The sequence below is a fragment of the Marinobacter sp. SS5-14b genome, from assembly GCF_030541005.1.
Taxonomy (GTDB): domain Bacteria; phylum Pseudomonadota; class Gammaproteobacteria; order Pseudomonadales; family Oleiphilaceae; genus Marinobacter.
In genome coordinates this window covers 37054-53246 of record NZ_JASSVM010000006.1, presented here as the reverse complement: position 1 = coordinate 53246, position 16193 = coordinate 37054, and the positions used below count along the sequence as shown (strand labels likewise).

At 58.2% G+C, this 16193-nt stretch carries 13 protein-coding genes; 6 read left to right on the top strand and 7 right to left on the bottom strand.

The features are described from left to right. Positions 1-223 precede the first annotated feature (223 nt). The gene (locus QPL95_RS13830) at positions 224-1678 is read left to right on the top strand and encodes a hypothetical protein (protein ID WP_303291577.1); all 1455 of its coding nucleotides are present in this window, start codon (positions 224-226) and stop codon (positions 1676-1678) included. 26 nt (positions 1679-1704) lie between these two features. Here the strand turns inward: QPL95_RS13830 and QPL95_RS13825 are convergent, their stop codons facing one another. Further along, positions 1705-3156, bottom strand: coding sequence for a rhomboid family intramembrane serine protease (locus tag QPL95_RS13825; protein WP_303291576.1), 1452 nt, complete (start codon positions 3154-3156; stop codon positions 1705-1707). Between the two features lie 231 nt (positions 3157-3387). Here QPL95_RS13825 and QPL95_RS13820 point away from each other — a divergent pair, with 231 nt between their 5' ends. Beyond that, positions 3388-3828 (top strand): OmpA family protein, encoded by a 441-nt coding sequence (locus QPL95_RS13820; protein ID WP_303291575.1) that lies wholly within the window; start codon positions 3388-3390, stop codon positions 3826-3828. Positions 3829-3890: 62 nt separating this feature from the next. Here the strand turns inward: QPL95_RS13820 and QPL95_RS13815 are convergent, their stop codons facing one another. The 5 genes from QPL95_RS13815 to QPL95_RS13795 all read right to left on the bottom strand — a co-directional run bounded on the left by QPL95_RS13815 (position 3891) and on the right by QPL95_RS13795 (position 8199). After that, positions 3891-4292 carry an MAPEG family protein gene (locus QPL95_RS13815; protein WP_303291574.1) on the bottom strand — a complete coding sequence of 134 codons (402 nt, stop codon included), beginning with the start codon at positions 4290-4292 and terminating at the stop codon, positions 3891-3893. A 1-nt stretch (position 4293) separates the two neighbouring features. Continuing rightward, on the bottom strand, positions 4294-4536 hold the full coding sequence (locus QPL95_RS13810; protein WP_303291573.1) for a GlsB/YeaQ/YmgE family stress response membrane protein: 243 nt from the start codon (positions 4534-4536) through the stop codon (positions 4294-4296). 65 nt (positions 4537-4601) lie between these two features. Then, entirely contained in the window at positions 4602-5321 is a 720-nt protein-coding gene (locus QPL95_RS13805; RefSeq protein WP_303291572.1) for a 1-acyl-sn-glycerol-3-phosphate acyltransferase, read from the bottom strand. Between the two features lie 47 nt (positions 5322-5368). Next, positions 5369-5950: a class GN sortase gene (locus tag QPL95_RS13800; protein WP_303291571.1), complete on the bottom strand. Its 582-nt coding sequence runs from the start codon at positions 5948-5950 to the stop codon at positions 5369-5371. Beyond that, positions 5947-8199, bottom strand: a complete 2253-nt coding sequence (locus tag QPL95_RS13795) for a marine proteobacterial sortase target protein (RefSeq protein WP_303291570.1) — start codon at positions 8197-8199, stop codon at positions 5947-5949. Before QPL95_RS13795 ends, QPL95_RS13800 begins: the two co-directional genes overlap by 4 nt. 72 nt (positions 8200-8271) lie before the next feature. Between QPL95_RS13795 and pdsR the strand changes: the two genes are divergently transcribed. From pdsR to QPL95_RS13780, 3 genes are read left to right on the top strand one after another with little or no spacing between them, the layout of a single operon-like run. Beyond that, positions 8272-8973: a proteobacterial dedicated sortase system response regulator gene (gene pdsR / locus QPL95_RS13790; protein ID WP_303291569.1), complete on the top strand. Its 702-nt coding sequence runs from the start codon at positions 8272-8274 to the stop codon at positions 8971-8973. A gap of 3 nt (positions 8974-8976) precedes the next feature. Next, entirely contained in the window at positions 8977-11013 is a 2037-nt protein-coding gene (locus QPL95_RS13785) for an ATP-binding protein (protein ID WP_303291568.1), read from the top strand. After that, positions 11010-12317 (top strand): DUF3422 family protein, encoded by a 1308-nt coding sequence (locus tag QPL95_RS13780; RefSeq protein WP_303291567.1) that lies wholly within the window; start codon positions 11010-11012, stop codon positions 12315-12317. Before QPL95_RS13785 ends, QPL95_RS13780 begins: the two co-directional genes overlap by 4 nt. A 7-nt stretch (positions 12318-12324) precedes the next feature. Here the strand turns inward: QPL95_RS13780 and QPL95_RS13775 are convergent, their stop codons facing one another. Next, a complete protein-coding gene (locus QPL95_RS13775) occupies positions 12325-13104 on the bottom strand; it encodes an ATP-binding protein (RefSeq protein WP_303291566.1) in 780 nt (259 codons plus the stop codon). Between the two features lie 128 nt (positions 13105-13232). Between QPL95_RS13775 and QPL95_RS13770 the strand changes: the two genes are divergently transcribed. After that, the gene (locus tag QPL95_RS13770) at positions 13233-16190 is read left to right on the top strand and encodes a transporter substrate-binding domain-containing protein (protein WP_303291565.1); all 2958 of its coding nucleotides are present in this window, start codon (positions 13233-13235) and stop codon (positions 16188-16190) included. Positions 16191-16193: the final 3 nt, after the last annotated feature.

Here is a 16193-nt window from a genome sequence, read left to right as displayed (position 1 = left end):
AAAATGTTAACTGCCGCTTGAGGTAGAACTTGATAGGGGCTTTCCGAAAAAACAGCTGATATGAACGTTACGTCTGGTTTGGCAGGCAGATCACCGATTCCAGACCCTGTGGGTAAACCCACTTACTGAAAGCCCCGGCCTGATATGTGAACAGATGTGATGCGGGTTTTGGGTACTTCTGTCATCATTGCCGACTGTTTTCTGACGGATCAGGACCCTCGCTTTGAAACACGATTGTCATTACCACCCGGGTGACCCCGCCAAATGGCACTGCGGTGAGTGTCAGGTGCATTATTGCAGCCGCTGCATGCCGGACGCCGACACCCGCCAGCGCAAGGCGTTGTGCCCGAAATGCAGTAAGGCCATGCGTTACCTGGGCGCGGCCACCGAGGTGGTGCCTTTCTGGCAGCGGATTGGCGCCTTCTTCCGGTATCCGTTCCATACCGACCCGCTGATCGTTATTGCCATCTGCACCCTGGTGCCCATCATCGCCCCGGCCAATGCCATCGGCCTGATCATCTGGCTGGTGCTGGCGCTGGCGCTGTTCAAATACACCTACGCGGTCATCAACCGGACCGCCGAAGGACACCTGAAGCCGCCCCCGGTGGCAGAGGCGTTTACCGGCAGTGGTTTCAGTATCGTAATTCTGCAGCTTCTGGTGTTCGTGCTGATGGGCGGGCTGATCGGCGCAGCGGCGATGATTGGCGGACCGTTTCTGGCGATGCTGGCACTGGCGTTCGTAGTGCTGGCGCTGCCGGCCAGCATCATGGTGCTGGCCATGGAGCGCTCTGTCGGGGCGGCGGTAAACCCGATGAACCTGGCGGTGCTGATTTCGAGAATCGGCACACCTTATTTTCTGCTGTATGGTTACCTGATTTTGCTGACCCTGGCGTCAGGTGCGGCCCAGGATTTTGCAGTCAGTCACTTTCCGCTATGGGTAGCTCAGCCGCTGGCGGGTTTCCTGAACAGTACCTTCACCTTGATTCTGTTCCACATGCTGGGCTATCTGCTGTTTCAGTATCAGGAAGAGCTGGGCTTCGCCTCGGATATCCAGGATGCCGAAAGCCTGGCCGACAATCACCAGCGCGACCGCTCCAGCCGGTTTGACGCGGACCTGGACATGAACCTGAAGGACGGAAATTACGACCGTGTTCAGAGCATGCTAAAAGACGCCCTGAAGAAAGACCGGGACGACCCACGCAGGCTGGGCCAGCTTTACCATTTGCTGGCCGCCAGAAATGACACCACGGAACTCTACCGGTATCACCCCCGGCTAATGGCCTGGCTGGCCCAGCGCAATGATGGCGATGGCCTGAACGGTTTGATTGAAGCGCTGCAGAGCGTCGAGCCCAACTTCCAGCTGGACGACCCTGACCTGGCTGTTGAGTGTGCCACCTCGCTGTATCATCGGGGCCACTTCAAACCTGCGCTCCGGTTATTGCAGGACTTTCACAAGCGCTTCCCCAATAGCGAACAGCTGGCACCGGCCTATCTTCTGGCCGCTCAGGTACTGGCCAACGGTTTGCAGCAATGGGAAAAAGCCAGCGCGTTTTTAGCGTTTATTCAGAAGCGCTGCCAAACACACCCTCTGCACGGACAGATTGACGCCTGGCTGGAACAAGCTCGCAACCGGGAACCCCTGAAGGGCCCGAAAGCCAGCTTTCAGATTTCGGATTAACAGTACCCGGCTCGCAAGGCCGGGTATCAGCTCATGCCCTGCAGCAGCTGCCGGTAATGCCTTGCCTTGGGTTCCATTTGCAGTTTTTCGAACTCCGCAATCAGCAGTCGGCAGGCTTCATGCGCCATGTCTGGCTCGGCTTTAAGCCGCATACGTTCGAATGCCTTTTCGGCGGCTTTCAGATCATGGTGCTTGAGGCTGGCGAAGAGCACCCGGTTATGGTCTTCCGCCGCCAGTGGGTGGTGTGACTCGCCTTTGCTCAGATATTCCTGCCACACGGAAACCAGCTGTTCCGGTTGCCGACGGGCCAGAGCATCCGACATCAGCTCGGAGGCCAGTTCACGGTAGGCTGGCAGGTCTGGCCTTAGCTTGGCGAGCTGGTACAGGTGTTCCAGCAGTATCGGGCGTTCCGGGTATCTTTCCCGCAAGGCTTCAAACTGGCGGCGAGCCAGATCAAACTCCAGTCGCCCCAGGCTGGCCATGGCCTGGGCATAACCGGAGGTAAAGCGGGCGTCCTGCTCGTCGGGTTCCGGCTCATAGAATTCTTCTTTTACCTGCAACCAGCTCTTCCCCAACAGCCACACCAGCCCCGCACCCGCCAACAGCCCGCCGGCGTGGGCCATGTAGGCAATGCCGGTCGCTCCGGCGAACCAGTAATCGTAGATTTCTTTGCCCAGCCATACCGGCAGCATGGCAATGGCCGGTGCCCGGAAGTAATTGAAGTAGACCCCCAGAAAATAGAAGAACCGGATCTTTTGCAGGCCGTAGATGGCCACATACATGCCCATCAAACCGGAAATGGAGCCAGAGGCCCCCACCAGGGGAATCTGACTGCCCATAGAGAATGCGGTAAATACCAGACCGGACAGCGCGCCACACACCAGATAGGCCACCAGGTAACGGCCGGGCCCCATCGCCCGCTCAACAGTGAAACCGAGCAGGAACAGAAACACCAGGTTACCGATGAGGTGGCCCCAGCCGCCGTGCAGGAACTGATAAGTAATGAGGGTGTACAGCGAGAGCTCCGCCGGCACCAGCCCCAGCTGGAACGAGCTCAGACGGCTGATCCACTGTTGCTCTATGGCGCCCCGCTGTTCCTGCCAGTGACTGCGCTGTGCCGGGGCCCAGATGATGTCCTGATTGGCTTGCAGGTATTGATAGTACTCTCGGTCCAGCAGCAGGGTAACGGCCTGCCAGAGATCGTTATCCTGCTCCCGGAGTTGTTGAAACTCCTGCAGTTCGAGTACCCGTTGCTGGTCGCCCTGAAAGCGGATTTCCCGTTGCAGATAGTCTTCATAGGCAGGCGCTTCCAGCGCCAGCAAACCGTTGTCGAGGTACTGTTCGAGCGCCGACTCCAGCTTCTGGTCATCGCCACCCTGATAAAAAAGAAATACCAGTAGGCAGGCCATCACAAGGCCCAGTGTTACCCAGGGCGGGCGCTTCCAGTTAATGGCGTTCTCGGCAGGAATAATCAGCATAAGCGGTCACTATTCATCATAATCTGTCCCTGAAAAGCTGCTTTTTACCACAGCAAGGCCTTCTTTTCGCGGTGTAATGTCATCAGGCAGTCATACAAATGCCATTCAATCGGTAGCCAACCCCGCAGGCATGCGTATCGACCATTCGCCAATTGCTGTTATTGCTCTATAACTAAATAGTGAAAGGGCAATAACAAGAAGAACCTGACTCTGGATTCAAGGATACTGCAGATGACCGTACTCGTATTGGACAACCCTGAAATGCTGGCCAGGGCCGCTTTGGCATTCGGCTTTATCCCGGGTCAGCAGTGCCAGGAAGCAAACCGGCCTCACCGTTCTCGTTTTCACTACGGCTTCAACAAACACACCCTGGACGACGCTGACACGGCCATTATCCGCCAGCACGCCGCCTATCTTAAAGATCATCCCGGCATGCGGGTTCGGGTTCATGGCCATTCAGACAATTTTGGCGCCGAGGGCTACAACCGGTTCGTGGCCCGGCAGAGGGCCAATACCGTGGCCCGGCTGTTGATCCAGGAGGGCGTTTCCCCGTCAGCCGTTCTGGTGGCTGCCTGGGGTGCCGATCGGCCCCTGGCCCGGCCCGAAGACCACGCTGCCAACCGCCGGATAGAACTGGAATACCTGTCGCTGGACATGGCCCAGGCACTTTAATTCCAACCGCCCGACGACAACGCAAACGGGGCCTCGCAGGCCCCGTTCATCAACGCTCGGTACTAACCGTATACCTGTCCGACATTCCACAACAGCAACACTGCCGCTACCAGGATCGCCAACCAGGTCAGCACTATGCCGATCATCCGGGCCTTGTGCGGGCCACCCCTGCCGTTGATCATGCCAAAGGCGTGCAATATACGCCCCACCACCAGCGCCATACCGGTCCAGTATATAAGGGTTGAGGAAACACCGTTCAGCTCAGCGATACCGAGCATGATCAACCCGATCGGGGCATACTCCACCAGGTTGGCGTGAGCACGCACGGCAGACTCGAAATCACGGTCGTCGTTAACGCCGAGGCCCATGCGGTATTTCAACCGAAATTTCACCACCTGGGCAGACAGCACCAGCAACAATAAACCGATAACAGCAGCAAACACGGCAGTAACAGGTACGATCATGTCAGCCCTTCTTGATCTTGTTGACGATGGCCAGCAACAAAACCGCGCCAACGGTCGCGGTTACCAGGCGCCCCACAGCACCTTGCGCCGATAGCTGTAGCAAACCAAACAGAAAACCACCGATAAACGAGCCAACTATCCCGATACCAATGTTGGCAAGTACACCAAAACCCCTGCCCTTCATAATGAGACCTGCCAGCCAGCCGGCAAGGCCTCCGATAATCAGAAACCAGATCAGATTCATGGAGCCGTTCTCCTGCTATTCATCGATCAATGCTGGCAAAAGACTGCCCTGTTTTCTCCGGCCGTTCAAGCAGTTCCTGGAGGTTCCGCAAGGGCAGCAATGGCTTCCGCCATTTGCTCATGGCAGGTCTTCATCAAGGCCGGGAGATCCTCAATGGTCAGGCCTGCGGTTTCCACCGGCGGCAAAATTCGAACCGGTACCGCATCTCTGCTGCCACACCAGCCGTGAGTGGTGCCGTGATAGTCAGCAACGCACACCATGGTTATCGGCGCGCCGGCAGCAATCGCCATGTGGAAGGCGCCTTTTTTGAATTTTCCCAGTCCACGGCCACGGCTGCGAGTGCCTTCGGGGAAAACCCAGATGCTTTTGCGGTCTTTGTTGATGGCATCGCTGGTCGCTCGCATGGTTGCCACCGCTTTTTGGGAGCGGCCCCGGTTGAGAATGATGTTGTCACCCAACCAGAACACCTGGCCGAAAAAGGGAACCCAGAGCAGATCAGATTTGCCCACAGCTACTGTGCGCGGGGGTAACAGGTCGCCCACAATCAACAAGTCATCATTCTGCTGGTGATTGGCGATAATCACCGTCGGGCGGTCTTGAGGCATGTTTTCCGCGCCAGATAACGGGCGCTTCATGCCTAGAATCCACCGACAAAACCGGGCGATGGTCCGGGCCAGCAGGCGATTGTTGTCCGGGTTGAACGGCCGGGCCACGTACAGCACCAGCGCCAACAAACAAATAACGGCAACACTCAGCCAGGCAATTACTTTTCGTATTACTCCCATACTGCGCTTCCGATCCTCACAATTTTGGCGAACAAGTGTACGCCAAATTACAGGGTCGCGACAGTATTGCCAGGGTCTTCCGGGTAGATGGGGCGGGCCTCCACCACGTACCGCATGGGCCCTCGGGCATTCATTGAATCGAAGGGGTAGCACGTCACCAGCAATACAGAGTCGGCGTGCAAACGATTGGTGTCTATGGATTCGTTTCGGCTGTCGACAATTCTCGTTTCCGTCACCCGGTACTGGCGCCATTGCCGGCCCTGGCTCTGCACCCGCAGACGGTAACCGGTCTCAAGGTTCTGCAGATGGCGGAAGTGGGTATCGCGGTGTCCCGCCAGAATCAGCGGACCACCCTCCCCCCCGAACACCCGGCCAGGGCCAAAGGCCAGGCTTTCGCCATGGCCTCCCTCCAGCACGATCATAGAAACACCCAGCTCTGGCATCTCCAGCCTGGCAACCGGCCAGGTATCCGCCCAGGGCCAGGGCCGCGTTTCGGTTTGCCTGGCCTGACTTTCAGCCCAGGCCATTGCCAGTAACTCCTGCGCGACCAGCGCTTTGAAAGGAATCCAAAGACCAAACATCAGCAGCACAGCGGAGGAACCCGCCAGAAGAATCAGCAGCCGTCTCATAGTGCCGGCCTCCTGCTCAACAATGCGATGGCCAGCGCGAACATCAAACCCACCAAACCCAGAGCGCTGAGCAAGGGCCAGAATGTTGCCGTTTGAGGATAGCGAAGCATTCCGGCCTGACTGCCTGCAGGCAACAGCGTGGGTAATTGCTCACTTTCAAGCAGCTCGGTTTCCGGCCGCGCTTGCTTCTCTTCAACCGCAACGAAACTGGTGAACGGTGACATCACTTCATGACGCACCGAAAGGTCGATAATGCCCTGTTCATCCGGCGATTCGCCACTCAGACTGGCGGCATCCATCAGCTCATCGATGCGACCTCTGGCCCACTGCCTGTTCAAACCGGTTGCGGTCGCTGCATTGCCAAGGTTCAGTCGGGTATTCCAGCGTCGGCCGCCTGGAAGCTGGCCGGACACTTCCAGCTCTCCACCAGCCGGAAGACCTCGAACGACCTGAACCAGCGGGCTGCCCCGAAACAGGTCGCCCGGTTTTCCCGGCACCGGCGCCAGGTTTTGACCCTGGGACGGCCAGTTCACAGCCAGGCCCGTCAGTACCGGTGCTTCCATCGCCGAAAACAAACCCTCCAGGGCCCGGTTTACCTCGCCGCTGTTGTGGATCGCGGTGTACTCGCCCCGCCCCCAACGGGCAGCTTCCCGCAAAAAGTGCATGTTTGGCGCGCTGCCGATGCCGACAGTGAACAGTCGGCGCTCATTCAGGCTCTGGCGAATCTGGCCAAACAGCGCAGATTCATTGCCAACCGCTCCGTCGGTGATAAACACCACCTGCTGCACCAGACCCTCGGCCGGGGCCTGATCCATGGTCATGGCCAGCGACAGCGCGCCCGCCATTTCTGTACCGCCATTGGCCTGCAGGCCCTGAACATAATGGCGGGCGCGGGCCAGATAGTGCCCTTCCGCCGGTACCGGCCGCTCAAACAGGCTCCGGGCCTGGCTATTGAACTCAATCACATTGAAATAGTCCCCCGGGCGCAGGGTATCCAACCCTCGCAGCAGAGCAGACCGAGCCTGAATGATGGATTCCCCGGCCATGGATCCGGAGGTATCAATCACAAACATCAACTCACGGCGCAGCACCGGGCCAACGGTTTCCGGAGGCAGAACCATCGCCATCAGAAAGTCTTCACCCTGCCACTGCTGGTAAAACACTGCGGCGGCTGGCTCCCGGCCGGTCACCGGGCGCCAGCGGACAATCACATCCCGGTCCATCAGTACCTCATCACCTTCGGGTTGCACCCGAACGCGGCTGCCATCGATTTCGGTCTGCAGGCTGTGGCTCGGGCTGGTGACTTCCGCCAACGGGAAACCGCTTTCAATATCCAGATGAATCCGGGCCCGGTGGCTCTGGCCATCCACATCTTCGGGGCGCACGGTGAACGGGCTGATCTCGTGGGCATCCGGCACCTGGCTGGTGGGCAAGGCCCAGCCTGATTGCCACTGTTTGGGCGTTTCGGCCACCACCTCACCCGGTATATACCGTGGCGTTAGTGTCGTCGGCAACCGCAGCTCGAATTCACCGTGGCGGTAGCTCACAGCCTGTTGATAATCGACTTCTACCCGAACGGTTTCTCCGGGCGGAATATTGGCAACGCGACTGGTGAACAGGTTCGGGCGCTGCTGCTCAACGGTGGCGGCATGCTGACCGGCGGATTTGGCCGTTTCGTATATCTGGCGGGCTTTTGCCTTTGGTTCGATCCGTCCCACCACCCGGCGTTCGCCCACGGTCATGGTCAGCCCGTATACTGTGGCCTTTTCCGGCAAAGGGAACACAAAGACACCTTCTTGCCAGCGGTCGCTTGTGTTACGAAATTCCCTGGTCAGCTTAGTCTGTGCCAGCAGACCGGATACCTGAACCTTGAAATCGCTTTTGAGGATCAACGCAGGTTGTCGCCAGCTGTTCTGGCCATCCATCAAGTAGAGCTGACCAGGTTGTTCCATCTCCATCTGGCTGGCGTCGGCATACAATGGGTGCACAAACAACATCAACAGCATGGCCAGCCACAGGCTGACGCCTTCGGCCAGACGCAACCGTTTATGCTTTGTCGCCAGCCGTTTGGCGGGGCGAGACGGGATCGAATTCAGGTCGGCTCTTACGGCCGGGTTAGCAAGCAGCGATAGCAACATCATCACGACATCCTTTTTGTGGAAGTGAGTGATGCCATTGCAACAGCCAGAACGGGCTTCAACGTGGCAAAAGCGGGCAGGCCAGCGATAGAAAATGATGAATTGTGGCAATACCAAAGCCCCAGCTTGTACAGGGGCTTGAGCATGGTTTAATGACAGGATCTATTACTGAACGACACACGCATGAAAAAACACATTGTTCTGATTGAAGACGAAGCGGGCATTCGCGATAACTACCGGGCCGCTTTTGAGCGCCGGGGCTACCGGGTCTCAGCCTATGGTGACCGGCCGGCAGCCTGGCAGGTGCTGCGACAGAGCCTGCCCGATCTCGCCATTATCGATGTCGGCCTGGGTGACGAGCCGGAAGGTGGCTTTACCCTGTGTCAGGATCTTCGAGCACAGTCTGCCACCTTGCCAATCATTTTCCTGACCGCACGGGACAGTGACATCGATTCTGTGCACGGCCTTCGGCTGGGCGCCGACGATTACGTCACCAAAGACATGAGCCTGGATCACCTGCTCGCGCGTATCACCGCCTTGTTACGGCGGGCTGATGCGTGGGCAGAAGCGCTGCAAAAACCGGATGAAGTGGTGCAGCGGGGACGAATGACCATGAATGTCGACCGAATGACCGTCGCCTGGAACGAGCATCCTCTCGATCTCACCGTTACCGAGTTCTGGATGCTGCATGCCCTGGTGCAACACCCCGGCCATGTCCGAACCCGAGACCAGCTGATGGAAGCCGCCAGCACAGTGCTGGATGACAACACCGTGACCTCCCACATCAAGCGTATCCGTCGGAAGTTTGCTCAGCTGGACGAACGTTTTGACGGCATCCAGACCGCTTACGGCATGGGTTACCGGTGGAATGCCCGTGAGGTCTGAACCTTGAACCTGAAACGCCAGCTGTTTCTCGCCAGCCTGCTGATGCTGCTGATTCCCTGGGCCGGGCTGAAATTTGTGCTGGAGCTGGACAACGCCCTCAGGGCACAGGCACTGCAACAACTGCAGGAGAAAGGTGATCGTTTGGCGGAGTTGGCGGGTGACGCACTGTTGGGTGACCCGGTGACTGAAGGCGCCGAGGCAATCTACGCCATTGCCACCGACCAGTCACCCAAAGTGGACGGCTTCACCACGACCTGGCCCGGCTTTAACGAAAACGAAGAACAGCTACCCTGGCAGTTCACACCGGGACAAACCGACCTGAGGTGGCTGGCGGTCAGCAATAATCGAAACCTCTACCTGTTGGTACAAAAACGGGATCAGGGGCTGCGCCCGTTCAATCCCAACAACCCCGAACAACGCCATGATCGTTTCGAAATGGTGCTTGCCGCCCCCGCCAATGACCTGGAGCAGTCCGGCCAGCCACAAACATGGCTGATCAGAACAACCGCTCCGGGAGCCAACGTACCGGCCCTGATCGAAGGCGATGTCAACAAACCCGATCGCCAGCTGGAAGTGGCCTGGGAAGACCTGGCCTCCCGCTGGCAACTGGAACTGCGCATGCCGAAACCGGCGCCGGGCAGTCGTCTGGGGTTCCAGGCGGTGCAAACGGCGGAACCACCCCAGGCCTGGGGCACGTCGATCTCGCCGCCGCCCCTGCTGGTTCAGCGCAATACCGACCTTGAACGGGCGCTCACCAGCCAGCTGAGTGAAGGCCAGCAAGTCACCGTGATGGAACCGGCCGGCTGGATCGTCGCCCACACTCAGCACCCCTTTACCGGCAGAGCACCGGATTTCGACGATTTCTCTGCGGCACAAATTCTCGAGCAGATCACCCTGAACGCCTTGCGAAGCCTTGTTCGATTGTATCAGCCGGACCCGCAACCACTGGCCGAAACGAACCACCAGCTGCATACCGGCGGCCTGCCGGAACACCATCTGGTCGAGCAGAATGGAACCGTATGGCTGGCCACAGAGCACACGTTTTTTGGTGGCCGGTCGCTTGTGCTCAAACAATCGCTGGATCAATTGCTCAGTGTCTCTGGCTCGGCCCTGGGCAGCGTGCTGGCAAGAAGCCTGCTGATCATTCTGGCGTTAACTCTGGTGTTGCTGGGCTACGCCAGCTGGCTATCCTGGCGTATCGCCCGCCTGCAGCGCCTGGTCAGCGCCAGTGTCGACGACGATGGCCGGATACTGGGCGGCATTCCGCCTGCCAGCGCACGAGACGAACTGGGCCAGCTGCAGCAACACTTCGGCCAGATGGTGTCGCGCCTGCAGAGCTACAATCAGTATCTGGAGAGTTTTTCCCGCCGGTTGTCCCATGAATTGAAAACGCCGGTGGCGGTGGTGCGCTCCTCCCTGGAAAACCTGGCTCACAGCGATTCAGACCAGGAACGCCAACAGTATCTGGCAAGGGCTTCGGCAGCGACCGAACGCTTACGCCGCATTCTCAACAGCATGAGCGAAGCGGCCCGACTGGAACAAAGCTTTGACCAGGCCGACAAAGAATCTTTTGATCTGGCCGACGTTGTTCGCCAGGCGACCGCTGCCTATCAGCAGCTGGATTGCCAACACCGGTTTCACTGTCAGATGCCGGAAAGTGCCTGCCCACTGATGGGGTCGCCGGAAATGCTCGTTCAGATGCTCGACAAGCTGGTCGACAATGCCCGGGATTTCACCCCCGAGGGCGGAACGATTGCTCTGTGCCTGGAACAGCACAGCGACCATTACCAGCTGGAGGTATTCAACGAAGGTTCCAGCTTGCCGGCCCATACCGGCGTGGATATTTTCGGTGCCTTTGTGTCCCAGCGCGAAGGCAAGACCGAAGGTCACCTGGGACAGGGTCTGCTGATCGTGCGGCTGATTGCGGACTATCACAATGGCCGGGTGGAAGCCCGGAATCACCACCAAAACGGCGTTGACGGCGTGTGCTTCCGCGTTATCATCCCAGCCACAGACAACGAATCAAGGACTGCCCCGTGACTGCCCAGCCTATCGTTCTGGACTTTCATCCCCTGCGCACCGACCTTTACCAGGAGCTGCATTCGCGCCCGTTCCAGGTGCTTCCACCCCGTGCCAGGGTGACACACATCGCAGTAATGACGACCCCCGAGCAGCGCAAAAACCAGTTCACACACCTGCAAAGCCTGCATCGGATGCTGGGAGAACCCTGGCCCGAGCAAGAAGTCCCGTGCTACGAACAGGATTTCGAGCAGCTGCGTATCCGCCGGGAAGTCCACATGGAGTTCACGGCCTATACCTTTACCAACCTCGCACCTTCAGGCGCCGACCCGTTTACCGAAACCGGAATCAGCGCCCTGCCCGCCGGCTGGCTGGAACAACTGGAAGGCACGGTAGTCGGAGCTTTTCATATTGAGGTTTGCCCGTCTTCCGATAACGCCCGCAATGAGCCCGCGTTCATGCGCAAGCATTTTGAAGGCATGCGCCTGGTAGGCAGCAGTCCTCAGGAAGGCGCCGCCCGGGTGCTAGGCACCTTCCAGCTGCACAGCGACCATTTCGGACGCTTCATGGTGCTCAATTACAGCATGTCAGACAGCCAGCTGGGGCGACTGGTCCAGCGCCTGATGGAAATTGAAACCTACCGGTTAATGTCTCTGCTGGCGCTTCCCGTAGCCCGGGAAATCACTCCGGCTCTGAACGACATGGACCAGCACCTGGCGACCATCACCCAGGCGCTGGCTGACAACGAAACCCTGGACGAGCAAAGCCTTCTGGCGGAGCTGACCAACATTGCCGCCCGAATCGAGGCCTTTCGTGCACACTCCACCTTCCGGTTTTCAGCCACCCAGGCCTATCACCGGCTGGTACTGACCCGACTGGAAGAGCTGCGGGAAGATGAAGTGTCCGGTCACCTGACCATCACCGAATTTATGACCCGGCGACTGACCCCGGCGGTCAAAACCTGTGAGGCCGTGAGTGTGCGGTTGGAAGATCTTTCCCGCCGGGTAGACCGGGCGTCGGACATGATGCGTACCCGGGTGGAACTGGCCATCCAGAGCCAAAACCAGGAACTGCTCAGCTCTATGGACCGACGCTCCCGGATTCAGTTGATGATGCAACACACCGTGGAAGGCTTCTCCGTGGTGGCCATTTCCTACTATTTGATTGGCCTGTTGACTCTCGGCCTGGACGCCCTGCAGGAATCGGGATTTCTGTTCAACAAATCGATCGTTTCAGGCATTGCCATTCCGGTGGTGTTGGTGCTGGTTTTTGTTGGCATCCGAATGATTCATCACCGGTTTATCCGCATGGCCGACCGCCAGTAGCCCAACCTCAGCTAAATCGCTGATCACCGGCGAACTGGCGGAAAAACTGCTGGGCTGTCCGGCCGTTACGAACACCCTTACTGGTGGCGAAGCGCACGGCTTCGAGGTGCAGCTGTTCGCGGTCGGTTGCCTGAGGAAAGAGCGCATCCACGGCCTGCAGGTAGACATTCTGGTCGAAGGGATAAAACGACAGTTGCAACCCGAACCGGTCTGCCAGGGAGACCTGCTCTTCAATGGCTTCGGCCGGGTGCAACTCACCGCCCCGCATTTCGCTGTTCAGATTGTCATTCATGTACTCCGGCATCAGGTGGCGGCGGTTTGATGTGGCATACACGCGCACATTCTCGGGCGGCAGCTCCAGAGAACCTTCCAGCACACTTTTCAAAGCCTTGTAGCCGTACTCCCCCACATCGAAAGACAGGTCATCACAGAAGATAACGAACCGGTATGGCAGGTCGCAAATGTCATCCACGATCTCCGGCAGGTTAACCAGATCGTCTTTATCCACCTCGATCATTCGCAATCCCTGCTCTGCGTAACGGTTCAGCAGAGCCTTGATCAGGGAAGATTTTCCGGTACCGCGGGAGCCCCAGAGCAGTGCATTGTTGGACGGTTCTTTGGCAAGAAAGCGCTCGGTGTTACGGGCCAACGCCTCTTTCTGGCGATCAATGCCCTTCAAATCATGCCAGTTTACCGGGTCCAGTCGGCGGATGGATCTCAAGCCCGACCGATGCCTGCGCCAAACCGCTGCCGGCGTTTTCTGCCATTCAAACTGAGTCTCTGCCATTCGCTGCTCCCCGGGAGTTTCTGCCATTACACCGTCGCCATTGAATTGGTGCTAATTTAGCCAACGATCATTGTAGGTCGTGATGTTTTACAACTAGAATCAACAAGAATCCACACGGAAGGCCCGCCTTGCTTCGTTACCTGTCCCGACCGCGCACACTCTTTTGCCTCGCTGACGGTATTGTCAGAGTGTTTCGGGCAGCCATCACCATGGTGTTGCTGACCCTCATCGCCAGCACGGTCCTGGCAACCGAAAACACCACCAGGCCACAGGTCGTGACCATCGGCGTGGTCGCTGACAACAAACCCTACACCTTCTTCGAAGGCCGCACGCCCTCCGGTTTTTCCATCGATGTACTCAAAGAGGTCGGCCGGAACAGTCATATCACATTCGACTTCCGGGCCGGTAGTTGGCCCGATATCTACGCGGCTTTCCTGCGCGGCGACCTCGATGCGATTGACGGTATATCCTGGCGGCCCGACCGTGCCGAAAACATCCTGTTTACCGAGCCCTACCATGTGCGGGAAGTCTATCTGATGCACGACACCGCCAAAACCACGCCAGAGATTAAATCTCTGGAAGACCTGGTGGGGCTAAGGGTCGGCGTGGTTACCGATATTTTCTACAGCAGCCGCTTTCAGGATGCTGGCATCACCCTCAACACCTATGACTCGCTGCCCAGCCTGGTACGCGCCCTCGCCTTCGGCTGGATCGATGTGGCGGTGGGCCCCGCGCTGACCCTCGAGTACCTCGCCAATCAGGCCGGCTTCCGGTTTCTTGCGCTGCTCGGCCCCGCACCGCTCGACAGCCTGTCCTCCGAGTATTTCCGGATCGGCGTCCACATCGACAATCCGGCGTTATTTTCTCGTATTCGGGACGGCCTGAACGAGATACCCGAAGCTCACCTGAACGACCTGCTGGAGCGCTGGCAGGAATACGGTGGCATCACCGCCGAGAGTGTCAGAGAAGTGCCGCTCAGCTCTGCTCAGGCTCAGTATCTCGCCAATCTTGGGCCAGTCAGGGTCGGCTTCATGAATGACTATGCGCCGTTCAGTTTCAATGAAAGCGGCCGGGTTCTGGGCATGAGTGTTGACATCATGACTCGCCTGGCAGACCTCACCAGGCTGCAGGTGATCCCGGTGCGGGGGCAATGGAATGAGCTGATCACTATGCTCCAGAACGGTGACATCGATGTGATGGCGGATATGTCGCATCGCCCGGAACGGGAACCTTTCGCCCGCTTTACCGAGCCGTATCACATCATTCCAAACGTCATCTTTACCCGACACGACAACCTGAATTATGAGTCCCTGAGTGATCTTAAGGACTACAGGGTCGCAATCGGTTCAGGTATTTACTACGAAGATGCCGTCCGCCAAACACTCCCCGGCAACAACGTCATCAGCTTCAGCTCCCAGGAGTCCATGTTCACCGCCTTTGCCCAGGACGATGTGGATGCGGTAATTGGCTCGCTGCATACTGGCAACTACTGGATTCGTAATCTGGGCATCAGCGGCGTTCGGGTAGCCGGTGAGCTGAACGTACCCGGCTTTACCGGTGAAGACCTGCGTTTCGGTGTTCGGCCCGCAATGGCGCCATTGGCCGACATTCTGAATCAGGGCATGTCGTCCATTACACCGACAGAACAACAGATCATCGAAAACCGCTGGCTGGGCGCCACCGTTCAACGCAGCTCGGCCCCGGAACTCAGCCTGCAATGGAATGACAGCGAAGCAGCCTGGCTAAACCAACACAGCAACACCATCAAAATCTGCGCAGACCCGGACTGGATGCCGCTGGAAGGGATTCGCAACGGGCAACACGCCGGGCTCGCCGCCGACCTGCTTGCTCTTCTCAGCTCGCGAGCCGACCTTAACTTTGAGCTGGTGGAAACACGCAGCTGGGCCGATGCCGTCGCTGCCGCAAAGGCCCGCCATTGTGATATGTATCCGATGGCCATGCAGACTCCGGAACGCCTGACCTACATGGACTTCACCACACCCTACCTCGAAGTGCCCAATGTGGTGATCGGGCGAATAGAACAGCCCTTCATCGAACGGATCAACGACCTTGGCAGCGAGCCGGTGGGCGTTGTGGCTGGCTACGCCTTTTCAGAACTGTTGCGGGTGCGCAACCCTGCGCTCAATCTGGTCACCGTTGATTCCGAGCAGGACGGTCTTCGCCGGCTACAGAATGGTGAACTGGCCGGCTATATCACAACCCTGGCCACTGCGAGCTATTACATGCAATCCCTTGGCCTGGCAGACCTGAAGGTGATTGGCCGGGTTCCGGCAGACTGGTCACTATCGGTGGCCACCCGTAGCGACCAACCGGCACTTCACAGCATCATGCAGAAACTGATCACCAGCCTGACCCCGGAGGAACGGGAACAGTTCACCAGCAGCTGGCGAGATATCAAGATTGAAGAGCGAATAGACTACACTCTGTTATGGCAAATCGTGGCCGCAGGGCTGATCGCGACCCTGATTCTGGTCTATTGGAATCGCAAACTCGGACGACTCAACCGCGAACTCGCCGATGCCAACGCCGCGCTTTCCCACCTCAGTGTTACGGACAGCCTGACTCAACTTGGGAATCGGGCCTATTTCGATCGGGAACTGGCCAGCCGCTTTCAATGGTGCCAGCGCCACAAGGTCGGCTTTGCGGTCGCCATGTTAGACGCGGACCACTTCAAGAAGATCAACGATACCTGGGGGCACGAATCCGGAGATCAGTGTCTGCAGGCACTGGCTGGCGTCATGCGGGAACATTTTCGCCGGGAAACCGACCGGCTGGCCCGGTTCGGCGGCGAAGAATTTGTCATTTTTGCCAGCTATCAGGACGCTTCCGATATCATCAAGCGTCTTGATCACTTCCGGAGCGCCGTCGCCAGGCAACGCTGCACAACCTGCCAGAACCTTGATATAGATTTAACGGTCAGCGTTGGCCTGGCACTGGGCATACCCTCCAGCGAGACAACAGCGGCCGAGTATTTGCGACAGGCTGACCAGGCACTCTACGCCGCCAAACAAAATGGCCGCAATCGTCTCGAAGTGAAATACTGCGGGCAGGATGTCGACCACTAACCG